We start from the raw sequence: 16,685 nt of genomic DNA, 5'->3' as shown, positions 1-16,685 counted from the left end.
GTCATTGTGGCGGTGGATCAGGCGCTTGCTGCGCTTCGAAGTCCGCTGTTTGGGGAGACTCGCATTGTGCGCGGAGTTCGATACTGTCGCGGCCCAGGCCAGCGACCCCCGAGCAAGGGCCGCCCCGCAGCGACGGGGGTGTCCCCCTGCCCGATGAACAGAGATGAGATAAAGAATCCACCACCGATGAGATAAATCCGGGTAGTGCCGGGCACTTACGGGAAGATTCGGGTTGGATTCTACAAATCTCTTTCAGGGCGTGAAAATTTTGGCCCGTTGGAAATTTTAGCGGTTCAGAACGGCAGATCTGGCTCGCCGACCGTCGCGAGCTGGGCGATCGAGCGGGTCACCAGCACCTTGCCGCTCAAAGTGACGTGGGTGGGAACGTTGACCGTCGTCGCTGCCGATGTCAGCTCGAAGATGGCGAAGCGTCGACCGGGGTGGGCGGCAGCGAGGCGCAGCGCTTCCGCTTCTGCTACCTCCCGGCTCGGGTGCAAAACGGTGGGCTGGCTGCTTGGCTCGATTCGGCGGCATTCCCTGAACGGTTGCCAGTACTCGGCGCAGGCGATATCCAAAATCAGGCATGGGTTGCTCACCTCTCACCCCTCCAACATGTACGACCGGATCAAATCGGCCACATTCACCTTGTCCGCCGCCGACAGTCCGAGGAAGCGACGGGCTGGAATGTCGCCCCACGGAATCGGAAAAGAGCCGTTGCGGCTGGCGAACATGCCGAAGCCGAATTCGCCGGACTTCGCGCCATAGTTGAAGGTCCCGGCGTAGATCATGGGCGAGCCGATGCCCACCGTGTCCTCACCGTGCACCTGATAGTTGATCGTCGTTTTCAGCGCGCCGGTCTCGCCGGTGCCCGGTTTTTTGCCCGCCAGCTTGGTGGCGCTGCGCTTGGTGAGCGAGCCGTCCTTCTTTTTGGCGAAGAGCGAGCTGTAGCGGGCGAGCGTCAGTGCGCTATTGGGCGCCCAGGCTTGGCCGTCCGGGTCGGTGGCGCTGGCGAAGCGCTGCTTGGTCGACTCGGCAAGGTCTTCGCCGATCTCCAGCAACAGCGGCCGCAAATTCTGGCCGCGCGCGACGAAGCCCTGCAGGTAGTCCAGCCCGGTGCGGTCGCTCAATTCAATCAGTTGCGCCATGAAAGCTCCTTGCTTAAAATGAAAACCGCCTTGTGCTGCATTGACTCCCGGACGGTATGACCGGTCTCGTTTCGAACGTATAGGTCAAGGGGCACGAGGCTTTTTCGTTTCTGTCAGGTCTTGATCGCCAGACTGATCAGCTTGAGTGCCCGGTTTTTCTTACCGGTCAGCACCTCGAATACGGCGCGGAACATCTCGCTGCCGATTTTTTTCCGTACCACCACCCGCTTTTGCCCACCACGGCCCAGATCCGTGCCCAGCGTCATGGAATCCGACTGATTCACGAACGACAGCACATGCAGGTAGTCGTCGGGCTTGGGCGGGCGTTGCCCCTTGCCGTCCCACTGGTGCTCATAGGCGGTGTGCCGCACGTTGTCGCCGGACAGGAGCACCAAATAGTCATCGACCTTGGTGCCCGTCAGCGTCTGGATCTGCCCAGCGGCATTGCCCTCCACAAACCCGAGCCAGAGATCCTCGTCTTTCGGCAGGCTCGCGGTCACCCGCTTGACGAAGTCCGTCACCCGCTCGGTGGTGTTCAGGTAGCGATGCGTGCTCTCGAAGAGCGCCTTCTGGATAGCAGGCGGGTACTCGATCAGCTTGTCCTGCACGAAGGAACGCATATCGGCATCGCCCCGCGCGCCTGGCGCGTATGCCCAGCCTTCATCAACACCCGGCGGCGCGCCAGTGCTCGGGTCTTCCTGACTCCAGCCTTCCGGCGGCTCGGTGGCATCGTCCTCGCCGGGCTTGGCGACCGGAACCACGCGGCATTTGCAGCCCCAGCCGTTCGGTGGATAGTGCGTGTCCCAGAACGGATCGTCATGACGAAGCGTCAGCTTGGCGTCGCCCCACGCTTTGTGATGAGGGCGCGGGTGCGCCACACCATCCGCATGCACATAGCGCCAATACGGACGGCGCGCGAGCAGCTCGGGATCGAGCAACTGGGCCCGGCGTCCAGCGGCATATGACGTTGCCACGTTGGTCTGGTAGATCACCCGCGTGCGCCACGCCTCACCGGCCGCGCTGCCTTCTCCGGTCCAGCCAGTCCATCCATGCTTCGCGACGATGCTGGCGAACTGCTTTCGGAACTCGCCGATGGAGCCGCCTTCGACCGCTTGGTGCACTGCCTTGCGCAGATCCGCCAATAAATCGGCCTTCATCGCACCCGCCACGACGAATGCGCGGTCGTGTGCAGCCTGCTGAACGTCGCGCCACGTTTCAGTCGGCATGTTCAGCTTGTTCCGGAAGAAGGCAATCTGCTCCTCGAACTGCTGGCGTGCGCCGCCGACCGTGTCCTTGTCAGCCACCTGCAGCCTCCTGCGCCGCCTGATCGCGGCCCTGCAGTTCGGCCAGCTCGAAGGCCAGCGCCATCAGCTCCTGCAGGTCGTTGGAAGGAAGATCGCCGAACTGCGCCAGGAGTTGCTCCTGCAGCTGCTGCGGATCGTCGACGGTGTCCACCAGATTTCGAATTTTCGCAATCCAGCTTGCGACGATGGAACCCGCACTCGTGGACAGCTGCGCGACGACCGCCGCACCTGGTTGTGCTGATGGCTCTGCAAAGTTCGGGCCCGGCGCGTCCTCTTCGCCTGGCTGGTTCGGCTTTTGCACGGGCTGCAGGTTGCCCGCAAACGGATTGGGCGCGGCCTTCTTCTTGCTCCAGCCCTCGCCGTACTTCGCGCGCACCGCGTCCTCGCTCAGCTCGAAGCCCATGTCCGAGACGGCTTTGTCCGCATCCGCCTGCGTCTTCTGGTCTTCCTCTTCCTTGATTTGGCGATATACGTGGCACGGCGCCAGGCCGTTGTATTCGCAGATCCAGGCGATCAGCGACATGTTCAGCGTCTCGCTCAGCAGATCACTGTCGGCCTGCGTGAGGTCCTGGCGAACGTTCTGGCGTTCCTTGCTTGCAGCGGCCAGCGCGCCGCCACTCGAGCGTGATGGTTCCTGGCCGGTAAGCACCTCCATCACCCAGTCGTCCATGAACTCACAAAGCGCCTGCTGCGTGGTCACGTTGCCGGACAGCTTGGATTCGAGCAATGCGATCTCCATCCCCTCAGGGGTGGCCAGAAAACCGTCATTGCTCATCGCCCGCAGCGCATCGACCAACGTCGCCTTTTCCTTGGGCCCAGCATTGCGCGGGTATTTGCCGTGGGGGGTGGGCGAGCCGAAGCGGTCGTTCAGCTTGTTCCAGGCCACGATGCCCTTGCGCTTGAAGAATACCGGCCAGAACAGCTGCAGCCCGAGGCCGGTGCCGTACGGGTTGTCGTCTTCAGGATTCACGCGGTGGACGATGAACTTGCGCTCCGGTACCGGAATGCCCTTGAGCATGTTCTCGCGCGTCAGCAGCTGCAGGCGCGCGGGGCTGTTCTCATCATCCTGCACGTAGACAAAGCGGCGCTGCGCACGTGTCACCACGCGCTCAGGCACCACCATGTTGTCGCGCACAGTCCAGATGATCTCCGCGACGGCAAAGCCTGAGAGCAGCGCCTGCAGCAACTCCGCGCACAGCTTGTCGAAGGCGAAGCCCTTCAGGATCGTCGTGACGGTCTCGGCGTCCTTGCTGGCCTTGGCATCGCCCTGCACGCGCGGCTCCACCTGCCAGCTCTTGCCCACCAGTGCGAGTTGGCGCTTCTGCAGACCGGAGAATACCTTGCCGTCACGGCGCAGATCCCGGTACAGCTCCACGTTGCCGTTTCCGCGCTCCAGGAGCAACGGATCGTTGGTGCGCAGCACGCCCATGTAATTCGTCTCGAACGGATCACGCAGGCGGTTGGCAAACTCCACGCCCAGCTCGGGCTGGGTGGGTTTGCTGTTCAGGTCGTCGGTCGGTTTTTTCTTAGCCATTGACGAAATCTCCATATCCTTGACTGCTCTCGCGCGGGCCGCCGCTGATGTACTCGATGGGGGCGCTCGGGTTCGAGCCTGCGTGCAGCGCCAATGCCAGCGCCCAGAATCGGTCTGCGTGGCCATCGGCGGTGCTCTCGGCCACAAAGCGAATGTTTCCTGCCGCCGTAGTCACTTTCTGCACCTTGCGCAGGTCAGATCGAACCTTGGGGTCATCGGGAACGCGCACCTTGCGGTCTTCCATCGCGCCTTTCAGCGGATAGGCCAGTGCCTCTTTCACGTGGGCAGAAAAATTCACGCCTTCCACGCGCTGCTCGCCAAAGCGGTCCTGAGCGTCATCGGTCCAGCCAATGCCGAGGCCGGTGGAGTCAATGCAGACGCGATCGCAGATCTCGAACCATGGCCAGAGAATCTTTTCCTGATCGCTTTTGCGCATGCGCTCCATGCACTCAACGTGCCGCGTGTAGAAGACGTCGCCGAGCTGCTCGACCACCCATAGCACGGTCAAATCCTTCTTGCGACCGATATCGACGCCCGCAAACAAACGGCCTTGGAATGGGCCTGTCAACGGACGCTGCCAGCTGTCGCCGCCCAAGTACTCGCAGGCGGTGATCAGCTCGTATTCCAGAAACTTGCTGTCGTCATCGGACGGGATGCATTGGTATTCCTGGTCGAACGACTCTTCATCCGCCGCGCCAGCACGAATGAAGTCGAAATAGCGCGCCTCATCCATGTCCTGCTGTTCAGCGCTCTCAGGCAAGGCCTGCTGCAGCTTGTAAAGAAAGCCTTGCTCCAGAGCATCCTGCAGAGTGACGCGATGCAGGCTGACATTCTTCGGATTTCCGCCATGGCGCGCCTCGCGCACCAGTGAATTGAAGAAGCTGTTGGAGCCGCGATGCGTGCTCACCAGCTCCATACTGCCGCCCCAAGTGATACCGGGATAGGCAATGGCCCACATCTTTCGCTGGTCCTTGTGCAGCGCGAACTCGTCCAAGATGCGCGAGCCGCGTTTACCGGCTTGCGCGTCCGGGTTGCTCGACATCGAGTGGATACGCCGTCCGCTTGAGAACTGAAGCACGTAGGCGCTTTGCTTCTTCTCCGCGTCGAGCACGACCTCACCCAGGTCCTGAGCGGCCAAGCCCATGATGCCCGCCCACATCTTGCAGTCTTCGATGAACAGCCGCGCCTGGATGTCATCGCGGCTGCTTACCCATTCATCGAAGCGGGCGCCCTGTGCCGCCACACGCTCATCTGCACCATAGGCAGTGGACCAGCTGATGCCGATCTGGCGCGACTTCTCCATCAGCTTGATGCGAGATTCATCCTTAATCCACGCGCTCTGAAACGGCAGAAAGATCGCATCGCGATCTTTCGGAATGCACTTGGCACGACCTTTGATCTTCGCCATCAGGTGATCCCCAGCGCTTCACGGATCTTGGCCTTGGTGTCGGCCGTCACGCCGCCCTTGTTGCCCAAGGCATCCAGCTTGGCCTTCTGCTCTTCGAGCAGCTCGCGCCGGGCTTCTTCCTTCAAGGCGGCTCGGGCCTCAAAGCTGAATTTCTTGTGGGAAACACTGGCCTTGCCAATCTCCGCAACGTTCTTGAATAGCTTGTTGACATCGACTTCATTCACGTCGATATCAAGCTGCATAAGCATTCCGAAGATCTTCTCTTGGGTTATCCGCATCATTGCGGCCCCGAGCTTGTCCTCATCGTCGGGAGCGGAGTCCACGATGGCGCGGGCCTGCTCTGTTGCTACCTTCAGCTGATCCATGCGCCGCTCGAAGGGCGAGCCATACCGCTGCAACGCGGACTTGGACACGTCCGCGCCGCGGGCTTTCAGGTCTTCGGCGAGCTGCACGTAGTCGCCAAAGCCGCGCCGGATCAGCTCGGCGTCCAGCCATTCCTTCAGCTCGGGCGGCAGCTCATGCACTTTGCTACGGCGTGGCATGGCTTACACCTGCGTGATCTTGGGGCGCGACACACCGGGCTGCGCGTCGATGTTGTATTCGACGAAGTCGATGCCGGTGCGTGTGAGGTCCACCATCCAGCGGTCCAGCGGATCCTTGGAGATCCGCACCATCTCGCGCTCCTCCAGATAGTCGAGGTTGACGCGGATCTCCTGATGGGTCGCATCTGGATAGACCGCGCGGATGATCTCCAACAGCGGCTCGGTGTAGATGCCTGCCGGGCGGCTGATGTTGACGGCAGACAGCAGATGCCAGCGAATGGACTCGCGGCGGATTTTGGCGATATCGATGGTCACGTGGTTCCCCCCTTCAGGAGCTGTTCCAGCACGCGCTCCATGCGCAGTGCGTAGTTGTCAATGCGGGCTTCGATGATTCCGACGTGCCGCACAAAGTCGTCGCGCCGCACAAAATCTCGCGTCGTCTCGATCTGGAAGGCGTGAAACTCGCGCTCCAGATTGAGCGTGGCTTCAGCGTTTTTGCTCTGGGTCACCGCGATATCGGCGATGGTGGTGGCCAGGGCATCGAAACGCGCGTTGATGTGCTTCTCCTGCTGAAGACTGATCACCTTCATCAGCGCCCAGATGGCCGCGATCACCATGCCGACCACCCAGAGCACGTTGGACAACGTCACTTCAAACACCATTACTCACCCACCTTCCGCGCCAGGCACACGTCGGTCACATACGCCTGCAGGCCGATCACCTGGAGCCTGAGCCCATCAGCGTCTGCTGCCAGTGCTGTGCGTCGATCGCTGCACTGTCCGAGTAGGGTTCGAGCGGCGGCGGCTTCATCAACGATGGCGACGGCGCTGGCATCCGGGCTGGTGCCGGGCACATGAGCTGCGGCGCGGGCACGGTCGCGCGCATTGAGCTCGTTGATGGTGTCGAGCAGCCCGCGATTGCGAGACTCAGCACTGCGAAGACTGGCGCGCAAAGACGCCTCACGTTCAGCCTGTTCACGGGCGATCCTTTCGGCTTCTTGCTGCTTGCGCTGCTCGGCAATGCGGGCGTTGCTCTCCGCTTGCGCGCGCTCGTTTTGCAAGCGCGCTTCGGCTTCTTTCTCATCGCCCCGGCGCTTTGCTTCGGCGGTATCCCAGCGGGTCTGGATGCGGGCCGCGCCGCGTGCATCACCCTTGGCGATCAGGTGCGATTCCAACGCCTTCACGCCAACGAGCGCGCCGATTATCAAAACGAGGATGGCGATGACTCGATAGCTCATTGCACTGGCTCCCCAAGGCACATAGATCGCAGCGCCTTGCGGTCTTTCCAGACGCCCCTGCAGGTGCGGTTGTCCGGGTGGCTGCAGAGATCCTGCGGGCGTTTGACCGGGCCTGCGCGGTCATACAGCAAGATGGCCTCGCATGCGGGGTTGTACTGGCCCGCATTGAGGTTGCGCACGATGGTGCTAGGCCCCGTGCGCTCGGTGTTCAGGCAGACCGAAGTGGTGCCCACGTTGTAGGCGAGCGCCACATAGGCGTCCCACTCATGCTGGTAGAGCGGAACCTTGATGCAGCGTTTGAGAGCCACCTCGAACTCGGCGGCGTCAGCGCGCAGGCGGACTAGCGCGCGATCGGGCGTGGTGGTGTCGCCCATCTTCACGCCGCTGGTGGTACCGTAACCGATGGTGGCTACTTTGGCGCCATGAACTGGGTCTGGGTACGCCTTGGCGCTGTAGCCCTCGCGCTGGGCAATGTAGACCAGACCGGTCGCGGACAAGGCCAGGCCGATGATGGCGATGCGGTTATCCATGCGGCGCTCCTGGTGCGGAGCGCTGCGAGTAGGCTGGTGTGGAAGTCATGCACGGCAGGATGCCGCGCGCGCGTGAGGCGCACTAAATGGTGCGCTTCAATGATTGGCACCAACGAATTGTGTGCATCTTCATCTCATTGAGTCGAACTCTTCTGCCACCAAATTTATTCGGGAATCTATGAGATCCAATGCGATTGTGTCTCGGCTACCCAGCACATCCTTGATCGAGTTATAAAGTCCAGCGACTTTGCGCACCCGAGCACTTTCGGGGTCGCCCGCATCGCTCTTTAATGCTTTCACGTCTTGGACAAACAGCCTTCTGTAGTTCTCACCTTGATCCCGAAACCTGCTCGATGAACATAGCAACAAAAATGCCTCCATCAATTCACCTGTTGGCGAGTAATAGAAGCTCCTATTGGACGGAGCGAGCAACTGAACTGATCGAATGGCTTCGTTGGGGGAAACACGTCCAGACACAATGCTTCTATAAATATCTGGATGGGTCAATCTCAGGAATACTAGAAAAGCCGTTACGGTTGAGTCTAGGTGCTGATTCACGCGTGTCTGACGAATAATCAACACAACCCGAGATACCATTCTCTGAACCACTCGCGGAGGCAGCTCAAATATGGAGGCCAATTCCTTCAAAGTTACTACCATTTGAGATCGATCAGACTGCATTGAGTAGTGCATATTTCGAGCAGCAAAGAACGCGTCTACTCCACAAGCCGATAGCATTGACTCGATCATTTGGCCAGCATCTGCACGCGGCAATCTGAGTTCCAAGTCTACGAATCGTCGGAGATATTCCGATGCATCCATCTCAGCACCATAGACTTTTTGCGTGCTTGCCTTCAATTGTTTCGTGTCCAGAGCAAGTACGAAGACGAGGCCTGGTATGTTGAAGAAATGTTTGATTCTTTCAAGCATTGCTACCGCAAACGTTGGGCGGCACCGATCCAGTTCATCGATCATCAAAACTACAGGAGGCGGCAACTCACCTTCAGTCGTGGTTTTGCGAACATAGTTCGTCAATTCCTCCAGCAGTTCCTTGAATTGATTCGCCGCTTTTTTCTCTTGTTTGAAGTAGTCGATCAAGTCTCCAGTCAATCCCTCGCCGGCTTTGTCGGCTGCATCACCGATGGCCTTGCCTACGCCATCGGCGAGTCCGCTGACATCTACTAGACCGGCAGTGAGAGCCTTAACTCCAGCGACAGCCGCATGTTTTGCAAGGATGCCTCCCAAGGCTTTAAATTTTTCGACTTTGGAGGAGTCGAGGCTGTTGTCATATCCTTTTATTTGGAGCAAGCGGTCATGGAGAGTCGCAACAAGTGGGACCAGCGGGTCGGTCGCGTAGTCCACTTCCCAAGCATTGAAGCTGACTGTGACGATGTCCGCGTTCGTCAATTGTTGCTCCAACATCCTGAAAGTGGTCGTCTTCCCACTTCCCCACGGTGCATCTAACGCAACGACGAATGGCTCTTGAATTGACCTCAACAGATCAGATACGGCCGATATGAACGGTTCTCTGTTCAACTTATCGTTGTCGTAGATTGTGTCTTTCGGGATGACTACTTCCTGTGACTTAAAACGGCTGGGGTGCAGTGATGTGCTCATATGAATTCAAGAGGCTCAATTTTTTTGCAAATCGCAATACTCGCGCTCGTAGGATTCCAGCTGCGCGCGCAGCTCGCGGGCCCTGGAGTCGCACATCGTGGCGGCGGCTTGCATCTCGGTGCTAATGGATTGCTCGTAGGTGGCCCGGGCCAGATTGTTTTTTAGCCAGCTGTTTCTTGCTCGCGATGACGGCTTACTCGTTCGCATATTCGCGCTGGTGGCTGTCGAACATCGTGAACATCTGACAAGCTTCGTTGCGTTAGTTTCGGCCGGGCACCACCCCGTCACGTTTGTGAGCGAAGACGATCCCAATCGAACCCGACGACCGTGGCCGATATCACGTTGTCACGAAGGAGCTTCGCATTGATCGAAAGATAGAGCGGTGTGCGACCCCATTCAGCAGAGGCGATCAGCGACTTGTCTTTCTGCAACAGTGACTCAGTGTTCAACGTCGCCTTGAATTCTCTGGAGTTTTCCAGCCCGCGCAACTCCAAGCTCGCCGTCACGTCATCGGGCCAGCTAACACCTGTGATGTAGTACACACCATTGAGCTGCGCTTCCTTGGAGCTTTCGCGCGGCTGGCGCGCCATCTGAACAGCTTGAGTGGACGTCATCTTGACGCCGTCAAGGCTCAATGTATTGGCATCAGAGGCGTTGCGCAAGACAGCATCTCGCGCATTGTCGAAGTCGTCTTTCACGAAGGCCAGTTTGGGCTGGGCCTGCATCGCCTGCGTGACGATTTGCAGGCGCTTGGTTTCTTGTTCAGAAAGCTGGGTCTGGGAATCGAGCTCCGCAGTACGGGTCAATCGCGTCGCGCGCTCTTTCACAAAAGTCTTTACCACAAATGTAGCCCCGGCGATGGTGCCAAGACCAAGTATCGCGATGAGAATTTCATTTGGGGTCATTTTTCCAACCAGCTGAGTTGACAGTTGCGTTAACGCGGCGTTGAAATCCAAGGTGAGCAGTGTGCTCCCCTTCTTCACCTCTGCGGTGATCGCAAGATCTTTCTTCTCCGAATTTGTGAGGCGCGTGGATTTTGGCTTCACCAGTTCTAGAAACGCATGCTCGAACGCCTTCTGGTACTCGATAAGCATCTGGGCAGCATTGGCTGTAATTGTGCCTTCGTAGTGCGTTCCGGTCAGCTTAATCTCAACCTGCGGCCAGTTGTCGAACACTAGCACAGCGCCCTCGGTTTCGGCTGGAGTTTCCAGCGCTATTGAAAGCAGCGCAACTGCATCTTCATCAGTTGAAATTGTAATTTCTTGCTGTGTCGCCATTGATTGCCTTGAGTGCAGTTTGATTTCTTGCTGTATAGATCGGATTAGGGCTACGGCCGCGCCTGAAGATCCCGATATTCACGCTCGTAGGACTCCAGCTGCGCGCGCAGCTCGCGGGCCTTGGAGTCACACATCGTGGCGGCGGCTTGCATCTCGGTGCTGATGGACTGCTCGTAGGTGGCCCCGGCCAGATTGTTTCTAGCCAGCTGTTTCTTGCTCGCTATCGCGGCTTGCTCGTTCGCACATTTGCGCTGGTGGTTGTCGATCGCGCCGCGTGCATCTGGCAAGCCGCGTTGCTCCAGCCAGGTGCGGCGCTGCCAGGTTTCGCCGAAGGCGCCTTCCTTCTTGCCGCCCGCAGCAGCTTGTGGAGCTGGCGCTGCTTGGGGCGCAGCAGCAGCTGGTGCTGCGGCACGCGCTGCAGAGCCGCTCGCTGGCTTTACCTGGATCTCTTCGCCTTTGCCCATGCAGGGGGCGTCCTGGAACACCGTCTTGCCATCGGGGCCGGTGCATTTGTTGATGGCCCATGCGGGCGTGAGCAGCAAGGCAGTGCTCAGCACAAATACCTGTTTGATCATGCGTTTTCCCTCTGCGACTTGTTCAGTTCATCAATGATGGGTTCCACAAAGCTCTTCACGATGCGCACCTGCTCACTCTCCAAGTCCAGCACGAATTGCGTATTGAATTTCTCTTCCATGAACTTGTATACCGTCATGGGCTTTGGGAGCTGGCGAATCATCAGCATCACTTCACGCTGCGCGGGAGTTGCCTTCACGCCGTAGTCGAACTGCTCGTCTTCTGGCTCTGTAGGGTCTTGCTCTCCATACACATGAATATGCGTCACGTTGCGCTCTTGCTTGAGATGAACAACTCTGACGCTTCCATTGTTTTGGCCTACCTGCAGGTTGCCATTTCCAACGTTGTCCATGTGTAGTGGATATGTCAAAACAGGCTCGCTCACCCGGAAGTCATCCGGACGGGCATTTGATCTGTCTCCGCCACCACCCAACCAGCCAAGCACTCGCTGGCGAAAAGCAACCAACATTACCCGTCCCCTCTGTTGAGTTCACGACCCGCAGTCGACTGCGGTGCCGACCAAGATCACTTGCCCTTGTGCACGTTCACCGATCCGCTCAATCTGCCGCCAGCGCCGATTTGTACGTTGCCATCGCCTAACCCAGACATGTGCATGCCGTTGCCCGATGAGCCGGACAGCAATGCAGCCAGCGCTGCCTTACGAATTGCTGGCGCCGCCTCTCGGTAGTACTGCAGCAGCAGCTTTTCCTCTGGCGATGGCACGTCCTGGGCGGGCGCATCACGCTGACCTGTAACGACATAGCGCACGTCCACGCCTGCCCCCGCAGCAGCGGCGAGGTAGGAGGCGTCCGGAGTCCGCTCTCCGCCTTCGTAAAGCATCTGCGTCTTCTTGGTGACTCCGCCCACCTCGCCAAAGGTGGTCTGAGACATGCCCAAGCGCACTCGCTCTTCACGCAGGCGTTCTCCGATGGAAATCAAATGGTTCATCTAAAAGCCCATTGACAAGGAACCGAACGGTTCCCATAATTCACACAACAACAAACCAATTCATGTGAAAGCGCCAACTTTCACACAACAAATAGGACGCATGCCATGACCAAATCACGAGCCCAGATCCGAGCTGAATTCGCGCATCGCGGTCAGTCCATCACTGCGTGGGCAAAGGCCAAAGGCTTCACACCCAACACGGTAATGGCCATTCTCAACGACAACGAGGCATCGCCCCGATTGAAGTGCCTGCGCGGTGAAGCGCATGACATCGCAGTCGAACTCAAGCTCAAAGATGGCGAAGCATCACGCCGCCTCGCCGCGTGATCGGGCACGCCATGCGTCCGTCAACCAATGTAACAAATTTCGGGCTGTCTCACGAGACATTCGCCCTGTGCGCTCTGGCCTCGTCCAGCACATCCGCCATCTGCAGCAGCACACCGCGTGAGGCCCGCAACTGCCGCGTGCATGCCAGCCTCGCCGGTCGAGCCCTGCGCCATGCGGCCGACACACGCTGCCCGTCCAGCAGCCGCTGGCTCTCCAGCTCGGCGACCACACGCATCAGTGCCTGCGCCAGTGCGTCGATTCGTCCTTCCAGTTCAGCTATTTCGCTCATTACTACCTCGTTTCGTGGTGATGTGTTTGCACTGTCTCAAGGTTCGCGCTTCGAAGGGAAAAAGCTTTTGGAAGCGGCTGGAACGGGAGATTTCCAATGACCCGCCCCATCTGGAAAAACCGCCGTGCGACCAGCCTCGTGCACGCCTTGCGCATGTGCAAGGAATACGCTCAGGTGCGCCGCAATCTGTCCATTGAGCGCATCGCCGACCGCATGGGCGTGAGCCACGAGAGTCTCTACAAGTGGCTCGCCACCGGCAAGCTGCCCGCCATCTTGCTGCCCAGCTACGAACTGACCTGCGGCGTGCACTACGCCAGCGAATGGCTCGCCGCCAGCGCGGGCCGCTTGGTTGTGCCCATGCCCAAGGGCGCCAAGGCTGACGACGCCGAGCTGATCGCCATGAACACCAGCTGGGCGGCCGCGTTTCAGGCCCTCAACAAGTTCTATTCCGCCCCCAGCGCTGAGGCGGCGGAATCCACCCTGGGCGCGCTGCGCGAGCACATGGCGCAGGTGGCCTACCACCAGGCCAACGTCGAGCAATTCGCCACTCCCGAACTGGACTTTGAATCATGACCAGCACCAAGACCATTCCGCTCAAGGCCGTGAGCGACGCACTGACGATGGCCATCCTCAAGCTCAAGCGCGCAAGCGTGAACAGCACAGGCAAGCCGCAGGCGCGCACCGCCGCGTTCACCGACAAACCGTCCAGCTTTGGCCCGACCTGCGCCAACAAGCGCCGCCGTGTTCCTCTGCAGCCCTTGCACGCCGGCTTCATGGACTGCGGTGATCTGGTGCGCGTTGTCAGCCGCGTACACACCGAGCACGGCACGCGTGAGGTCCGCCAAATCTGGGGCGCAGGCGTGCGCGATCTGCAGGCCGACATCGGCACGGGGATGCTGCGATGAGCCGAGCCACCGACTACACCAACGACGCGCAGCAGCGCATCTTGAAGCTGCTCCTGGCACTTTGTGGCGATCCCGTTATCGGCTATCCGCCGAGCAAGCTGGCCGAGCTGCTCCGATGCAACCCTTCTGCGATCACTCGCGACCTCGACAACTTGCGCACCGCCGGAATGGCTCAGCGTGACGAGGCTACCGGCTGCTGGGTGCTGACTCCCTGCATTCCGCAGCAATCCATCAAGGTCTACACCGCCATCGACCGTGCCCAGCGCCGCGTCGATGAGGCCCGCAACCGTTTCACACGAACCCCCGATTAATCGATTTTGAGGAAGACACAGATATGGCACGACCAACCAAACAAGTCGAAGTGCAGGACATCGTTGATACCACCGTGGATCAGGAAAAGATCGAAGGCGCGATGGTCGCGATGCGTGAGCAGGCACAGGAGGATCAGCTGGAATTGCTGGAGCTGGCAAGCAATGTTGGCGCGCTTCAAGCCTTGGAGTTGACTCGCAGTTTCGTCGCCGCGGCGACGGTTCAGCTGTTCGACAAAGTTCGTGAATCCAAAAGAATCAAGGACTTACCGATTCGCCTGCCAGATGGAACCGTCGCCATGGCGACGACTGTCGATGAATTTTGTCGATTGGTATTCGGAAAACCACGCACAGCGATGGTCGAGGCATCGGAATCACTGCAAGCGCTTGGGGAGACAGCGTATGAGTTGGCCAGTCGCCTTGGCCTGAACCGCAACGCAATGCGCGCCGCCCGCGCATTGCCACCCGAGAAGCTCGAAGTGGTCCGCCTTGCCATCAGCAATGGCAGCACCAAGGCCGACGTCCTCTCGGTTATAGAAGACCTCGCCGAAAAGGTCGAGGAGTCCGCGAAGGCGCTCGAAGACGCCAAGGCCGATCTGGTCGCCAAAGACCAGGTGCTGGAAGACAAAAACAAGTCCATCGACAAGCTGAAGGCCGCACAGAAGCGCATTCAGGCTGCGTCGATGGACGACCAGCTCGCTGACCTGAAGAAGGAAGCTACGGCCCTCGCGGCCGACGCCGAAGGGGCCATCGTCGGCGGCCTGCGTCAGGCGCTGCTGGCGCTCAGCCGCCATGGCGAGATCGACTCGCAGAACGTGTTCATGTCAGGCCTTGTCGGCCAGGTGCAGGCCCAGCTCACCGCGCTGCGCGGCGAGTTCGATCTGCCCGATACCAGCAGCGCCGCCGACCAGCAGCTGGCAGCAGAACACGCCGCGTGGAACAAGACCGCGTAAGGACTCACCCCCATGCCGCTCAATGCAACGCTGACCCAGCGCCTGGTGGAGGTGGCCGCACTCGCAGCCACCTCCGCGCAAGGCGGCAAGCAGGCGATCTATGCCGATGCGTGCAGGGAGCTGAGCATCAGTTTGCCCACTCTCTACCGCCATCTCAAGAAGGTCACTGTGATGCCTGAACGAAAGCAAAGAAGTGACGCGGGTGACGTGAGTCTGCCCCGCGCCGAGGCTGTCACCATCAGCGCGCTGCTGATGGTGAGCCACCGCAAGACCAACAAGCGCCTGATGTCCATCGGCCAAGCTCTGGAGATCCTGCGCACCAACGGTGAGGTCCGCGCCGAGCGCACCGACCCCACCACCGGCGAGGTGCTGCCGCTGTCCGACAGTGCGGTGGCACGCGCGCTGCGCCACTACGGTCTGCACCCCGACCAGCTCAACCGGCCCGAGCCTGCGGTCGAGCTGCGCAGCCTGCACCCCAACCACGTCTGGCAAATCGACGCCAGCCTGTGCGTGCTGTATTACCTGAACGCCCGCACGCAGGCCGAGAGCGGCCTGCAGGTGATGGAGCGCGACAAGTTCTACAAGAACAAGCCTGCCAATTTGAAGCGCATCGAAGCCGACCGCGTGTGGTCTTACGAGGCGTCTTGCCACAACAGCGGCAGTCTTTACCTCGAATACGTGTTCGGTGCCGAGAGCGCGGACAACCTCACGCAGGTATTCATCAACGCCATTCAGCAGCGCGCCAACGATCCGTTCTACGGCGTGCCGTTCATCCTGATGATGGACATGGGCAGCGCCAACACCTCGGGCCTGTTCAAGAATCTCGCCCGCCGCCTGCAGGTGCAGCTGATCGCCCACGCTCCCGGCAATGCTCGCGCCACCGGCCAGATCGAAAACGGCCGCAACCTGATCGAGCGCAGCTTCGAGTCGGGCCTGCGCCTGGCGCCGGTGCAGAGCATCGAAGAACTCAACACGCAGGCGCGTCGCTGGGCACGCTGGTTCAACGCCAACAAGATCCACAGCCGTCACGGAAAGACGCGCTTTGACCAATGGATGACCATTGCCCAGGAGCAACTGCGCATTGCCCCGAGCGTGGAACTGTGCCGCGAGCTGCTCACGCATGAGCCCGAGAGCCGCAAGGTCTCCGACATGCTCACCGTGTCGTTCAAGGGGCGCGACTACGACGTGCGCAGCGTGCCGCAGGTGATGGTCGGCGAGAAGCTGGCGATTGCCATCAACCCATGGATGTCCGACGCCGTCATGGTGGTGGAGAAGGATTCGGACGGCAACGAAGTGCTGCACAGCGTGCCGGTGATCGAGCGCGACGATGCGGGGTTCCGCGTGGATGGCAACGTGATCGGCGAGGACTGGAATCGTCACGCCGACACCGTGCTCGACACCAACCGCAAAGAGGTGGCGTTCGCGGCCTACGACGTCACCACGCAGGACGAACTGGACGCCGCGCGCAAATCCAAGGCCGTGCCGTTCGGTGGCCGCATCGATCCATACAAGCCGATGGAGCTGGCGCCCGAGCGCACGTTCCTGCCGCGCCAGGGCGCCGAGCTGACACCTGCTGTCACAACCAACCGTACCCCAGCACCTGCACGCATCTTGAACACCTTCGAAGCTGCGCTAGAGCTGCGTCGCATGGGCTTGGAACTGACCGCCGAGAAGTCCTCGCAGATCAAGTCCTGGTACCCGGATGGTGTGCCCGAAGACGAGCTGCAGGCGCTCCACGACCGTCTCACCGTGCGCGCCGGTCTGCGCGTCGTAGCAGGAGGAGCCTGA

22 protein-coding genes are annotated in these 16,685 nt (G+C 60.0%); 6 read left to right on the top strand and 16 right to left on the bottom strand.

Features of this window, described 5'->3' with window-relative positions; all coding sequences use genetic code 11:
* Positions 1–293 precede the first annotated feature (293 nt).
* The 15 genes from ISG32_RS19290 to ISG32_RS19220 form a co-directional block, all read right to left on the bottom strand.
* Positions 294–596 (bottom strand): hypothetical protein, encoded by a 303-nt coding sequence (locus ISG32_RS19290; RefSeq protein ID WP_194772654.1) that lies wholly within the window; start codon positions 594–596, stop codon positions 294–296.
* A gap of 3 nt (positions 597–599) precedes the next feature.
* Positions 600–1,145 (bottom strand): phage virion morphogenesis protein, encoded by a 546-nt coding sequence (locus ISG32_RS19285; protein WP_194772653.1) that lies wholly within the window; start codon positions 1,143–1,145, stop codon positions 600–602.
* A 113-nt stretch (positions 1,146–1,258) separates the two neighbouring features.
* The gene (locus tag ISG32_RS19280) at positions 1,259–2,449 is read right to left on the bottom strand and encodes a phage head morphogenesis protein (protein WP_323745958.1); all 1,191 of its coding nucleotides are present in this window, start codon (positions 2,447–2,449) and stop codon (positions 1,259–1,261) included.
* Positions 2,442–3,983, bottom strand: coding sequence for a DUF935 domain-containing protein (locus ISG32_RS19275; RefSeq protein ID WP_228529944.1), 1,542 nt, complete (start codon positions 3,981–3,983; stop codon positions 2,442–2,444). Before ISG32_RS19275 ends, ISG32_RS19280 begins: the two co-directional genes overlap by 8 nt.
* Positions 3,976–5,391 (bottom strand): phage terminase large subunit family protein, encoded by a 1,416-nt coding sequence (locus tag ISG32_RS19270; protein WP_194772652.1) that lies wholly within the window; start codon positions 5,389–5,391, stop codon positions 3,976–3,978. Before ISG32_RS19270 ends, ISG32_RS19275 begins: the two co-directional genes overlap by 8 nt.
* A complete protein-coding gene (locus ISG32_RS19265; RefSeq protein ID WP_323745957.1) occupies positions 5,391–5,915 on the bottom strand; it encodes a DUF3486 family protein in 525 nt (174 codons plus the stop codon). The genes ISG32_RS19270 and ISG32_RS19265 overlap by 1 nt, the downstream gene beginning before the upstream one ends.
* Before the next feature lie 21 nt (positions 5,916–5,936).
* On the bottom strand, positions 5,937–6,248 hold the full coding sequence (locus ISG32_RS19260) for a hypothetical protein (RefSeq protein ID WP_194772650.1): 312 nt from the start codon (positions 6,246–6,248) through the stop codon (positions 5,937–5,939).
* Positions 6,245–6,595, bottom strand: coding sequence for a hypothetical protein (locus ISG32_RS19255; protein ID WP_194772649.1), 351 nt, complete (start codon positions 6,593–6,595; stop codon positions 6,245–6,247). Before ISG32_RS19255 ends, ISG32_RS19260 begins: the two co-directional genes overlap by 4 nt.
* Positions 6,595–7,170, bottom strand: coding sequence for a DUF2514 domain-containing protein (locus ISG32_RS19250; protein ID WP_194772648.1), 576 nt, complete (start codon positions 7,168–7,170; stop codon positions 6,595–6,597). Before ISG32_RS19250 ends, ISG32_RS19255 begins: the two co-directional genes overlap by 1 nt.
* On the bottom strand, positions 7,167–7,700 hold the full coding sequence (locus ISG32_RS19245) for a lysozyme (protein WP_194772647.1): 534 nt from the start codon (positions 7,698–7,700) through the stop codon (positions 7,167–7,169). Before ISG32_RS19245 ends, ISG32_RS19250 begins: the two co-directional genes overlap by 4 nt.
* 129 nt (positions 7,701–7,829) lie before the next feature.
* Entirely contained in the window at positions 7,830–9,317 is a 1,488-nt protein-coding gene (locus ISG32_RS19240; RefSeq protein ID WP_194772646.1) for a KAP family P-loop NTPase fold protein, read from the bottom strand.
* A gap of 284 nt (positions 9,318–9,601) precedes the next feature.
* Positions 9,602–10,594, bottom strand: coding sequence for a hypothetical protein (locus tag ISG32_RS19235; protein ID WP_194772645.1), 993 nt, complete (start codon positions 10,592–10,594; stop codon positions 9,602–9,604).
* Positions 10,595–10,644: 50 nt separating this feature from the next.
* Entirely contained in the window at positions 10,645–11,169 is a 525-nt protein-coding gene (locus tag ISG32_RS19230) for a DUF4124 domain-containing protein (protein WP_194772644.1), read from the bottom strand.
* On the bottom strand, positions 11,166–11,636 hold the full coding sequence (locus ISG32_RS19225; protein ID WP_194772643.1) for a hypothetical protein: 471 nt from the start codon (positions 11,634–11,636) through the stop codon (positions 11,166–11,168). The genes ISG32_RS19230 and ISG32_RS19225 overlap by 4 nt, the downstream gene beginning before the upstream one ends.
* 56 nt (positions 11,637–11,692) lie before the next feature.
* Positions 11,693–12,058 (bottom strand): XRE family transcriptional regulator, encoded by a 366-nt coding sequence (locus ISG32_RS19220; RefSeq protein ID WP_228529943.1) that lies wholly within the window; start codon positions 12,056–12,058, stop codon positions 11,693–11,695.
* Positions 12,059–12,220: 162 nt separating this feature from the next.
* On the opposite strand from ISG32_RS19220, the gene ISG32_RS19215 reads away from it, so the two are divergent.
* Entirely contained in the window at positions 12,221–12,442 is a 222-nt protein-coding gene (locus ISG32_RS19215; RefSeq protein ID WP_194772641.1) for a helix-turn-helix domain-containing protein, read from the top strand.
* Positions 12,443–12,491: 49 nt separating this feature from the next.
* Here the strand turns inward: ISG32_RS19215 and ISG32_RS19210 are convergent, their stop codons facing one another.
* The gene (locus ISG32_RS19210) at positions 12,492–12,731 is read right to left on the bottom strand and encodes a hypothetical protein (RefSeq protein ID WP_194772640.1); all 240 of its coding nucleotides are present in this window, start codon (positions 12,729–12,731) and stop codon (positions 12,492–12,494) included.
* A 96-nt stretch (positions 12,732–12,827) separates the two neighbouring features.
* Between ISG32_RS19210 and ISG32_RS19205 the strand changes: the two genes are divergently transcribed.
* From ISG32_RS19205 to ISG32_RS19185, 5 genes are read left to right on the top strand one after another with little or no spacing between them, the layout of a single operon-like run.
* Positions 12,828–13,304, top strand: coding sequence for a hypothetical protein (locus ISG32_RS19205; protein WP_194772639.1), 477 nt, complete (start codon positions 12,828–12,830; stop codon positions 13,302–13,304).
* On the top strand, positions 13,301–13,636 hold the full coding sequence (locus ISG32_RS19200) for a hypothetical protein (protein ID WP_194772638.1): 336 nt from the start codon (positions 13,301–13,303) through the stop codon (positions 13,634–13,636). The genes ISG32_RS19205 and ISG32_RS19200 overlap by 4 nt, the downstream gene beginning before the upstream one ends.
* On the top strand, positions 13,633–13,947 hold the full coding sequence (locus ISG32_RS19195) for an IclR family transcriptional regulator (protein ID WP_194772637.1): 315 nt from the start codon (positions 13,633–13,635) through the stop codon (positions 13,945–13,947). Before ISG32_RS19200 ends, ISG32_RS19195 begins: the two co-directional genes overlap by 4 nt.
* Positions 13,948–13,997: 50 nt before the next feature.
* Positions 13,998–14,897, top strand: coding sequence for a hypothetical protein (locus ISG32_RS19190; RefSeq protein WP_194772636.1), 900 nt, complete (start codon positions 13,998–14,000; stop codon positions 14,895–14,897).
* A 12-nt stretch (positions 14,898–14,909) separates the two neighbouring features.
* Positions 14,910–16,685 (top strand): DDE-type integrase/transposase/recombinase, encoded by a 1,776-nt coding sequence (locus ISG32_RS19185; RefSeq protein ID WP_194772635.1) that lies wholly within the window; start codon positions 14,910–14,912, stop codon positions 16,683–16,685.

Source organism: Diaphorobacter caeni (assembly GCF_015354245.1).
In the GTDB taxonomy this organism is placed as follows: domain Bacteria; phylum Pseudomonadota; class Gammaproteobacteria; order Burkholderiales; family Burkholderiaceae_C; genus Diaphorobacter_A; species Diaphorobacter_A caeni.
The sequence above is the reverse complement of the archived record's forward strand: the minus strand, read 5'-3'. Positions and strand labels throughout refer to the sequence as shown.

Bases quoted from the DNA above. Each gene is read 5' to 3' on its own strand.
- ISG32_RS19200 (WP_194772638.1), top strand. From the start codon at position 13,301: ATGACCAGCACCAAGACCATTCCGCTCAAGGCCGTGAGCGACGCACTG.
- ISG32_RS19210 (WP_194772640.1), bottom strand. From the start codon at position 12,731: ATGAGCGAAATAGCTGAACTGGAAGGACGAATCGACGCACTGGCGCAG.
- ISG32_RS19255 (WP_194772649.1), bottom strand. From the start codon at position 6,595: ATGGTGTTTGAAGTGACGTTGTCCAACGTGCTCTGGGTGGTCGGCATG.
- ISG32_RS19230 (WP_194772644.1), bottom strand. From the start codon at position 11,169: ATGATCAAACAGGTATTTGTGCTGAGCACTGCCTTGCTGCTCACGCCC.
- ISG32_RS19240 (WP_194772646.1), bottom strand. From the start codon at position 9,317: ATGAGCACATCACTGCACCCCAGCCGTTTTAAGTCACAGGAAGTAGTC.
- ISG32_RS19205 (WP_194772639.1), top strand. From the start codon at position 12,828: ATGACCCGCCCCATCTGGAAAAACCGCCGTGCGACCAGCCTCGTGCAC.
- ISG32_RS19285 (WP_194772653.1), bottom strand. From the start codon at position 1,145: ATGGCGCAACTGATTGAATTGAGCGACCGCACCGGGCTGGACTACCTG.
- ISG32_RS19220 (WP_228529943.1), bottom strand. From the start codon at position 12,058: ATGTCTCAGACCACCTTTGGCGAGGTGGGCGGAGTCACCAAGAAGACG.
- ISG32_RS19225 (WP_194772643.1), bottom strand. From the start codon at position 11,636: ATGTTGGTTGCTTTTCGCCAGCGAGTGCTTGGCTGGTTGGGTGGTGGC.
- ISG32_RS19275 (WP_228529944.1), bottom strand. From the start codon at position 3,983: ATGGCTAAGAAAAAACCGACCGACGACCTGAACAGCAAACCCACCCAG.
- ISG32_RS19215 (WP_194772641.1), top strand. From the start codon at position 12,221: ATGACCAAATCACGAGCCCAGATCCGAGCTGAATTCGCGCATCGCGGT.
- ISG32_RS19185 (WP_194772635.1), top strand. From the start codon at position 14,910: ATGCCGCTCAATGCAACGCTGACCCAGCGCCTGGTGGAGGTGGCCGCA.
- ISG32_RS19250 (WP_194772648.1), bottom strand. From the start codon at position 7,170: ATGAGCTATCGAGTCATCGCCATCCTCGTTTTGATAATCGGCGCGCTC.
- ISG32_RS19195 (WP_194772637.1), top strand. From the start codon at position 13,633: ATGAGCCGAGCCACCGACTACACCAACGACGCGCAGCAGCGCATCTTG.
- ISG32_RS19235 (WP_194772645.1), bottom strand. From the start codon at position 10,594: ATGGCGACACAGCAAGAAATTACAATTTCAACTGATGAAGATGCAGTT.
- ISG32_RS19270 (WP_194772652.1), bottom strand. From the start codon at position 5,391: ATGGCGAAGATCAAAGGTCGTGCCAAGTGCATTCCGAAAGATCGCGAT.
- ISG32_RS19245 (WP_194772647.1), bottom strand. From the start codon at position 7,700: ATGGATAACCGCATCGCCATCATCGGCCTGGCCTTGTCCGCGACCGGT.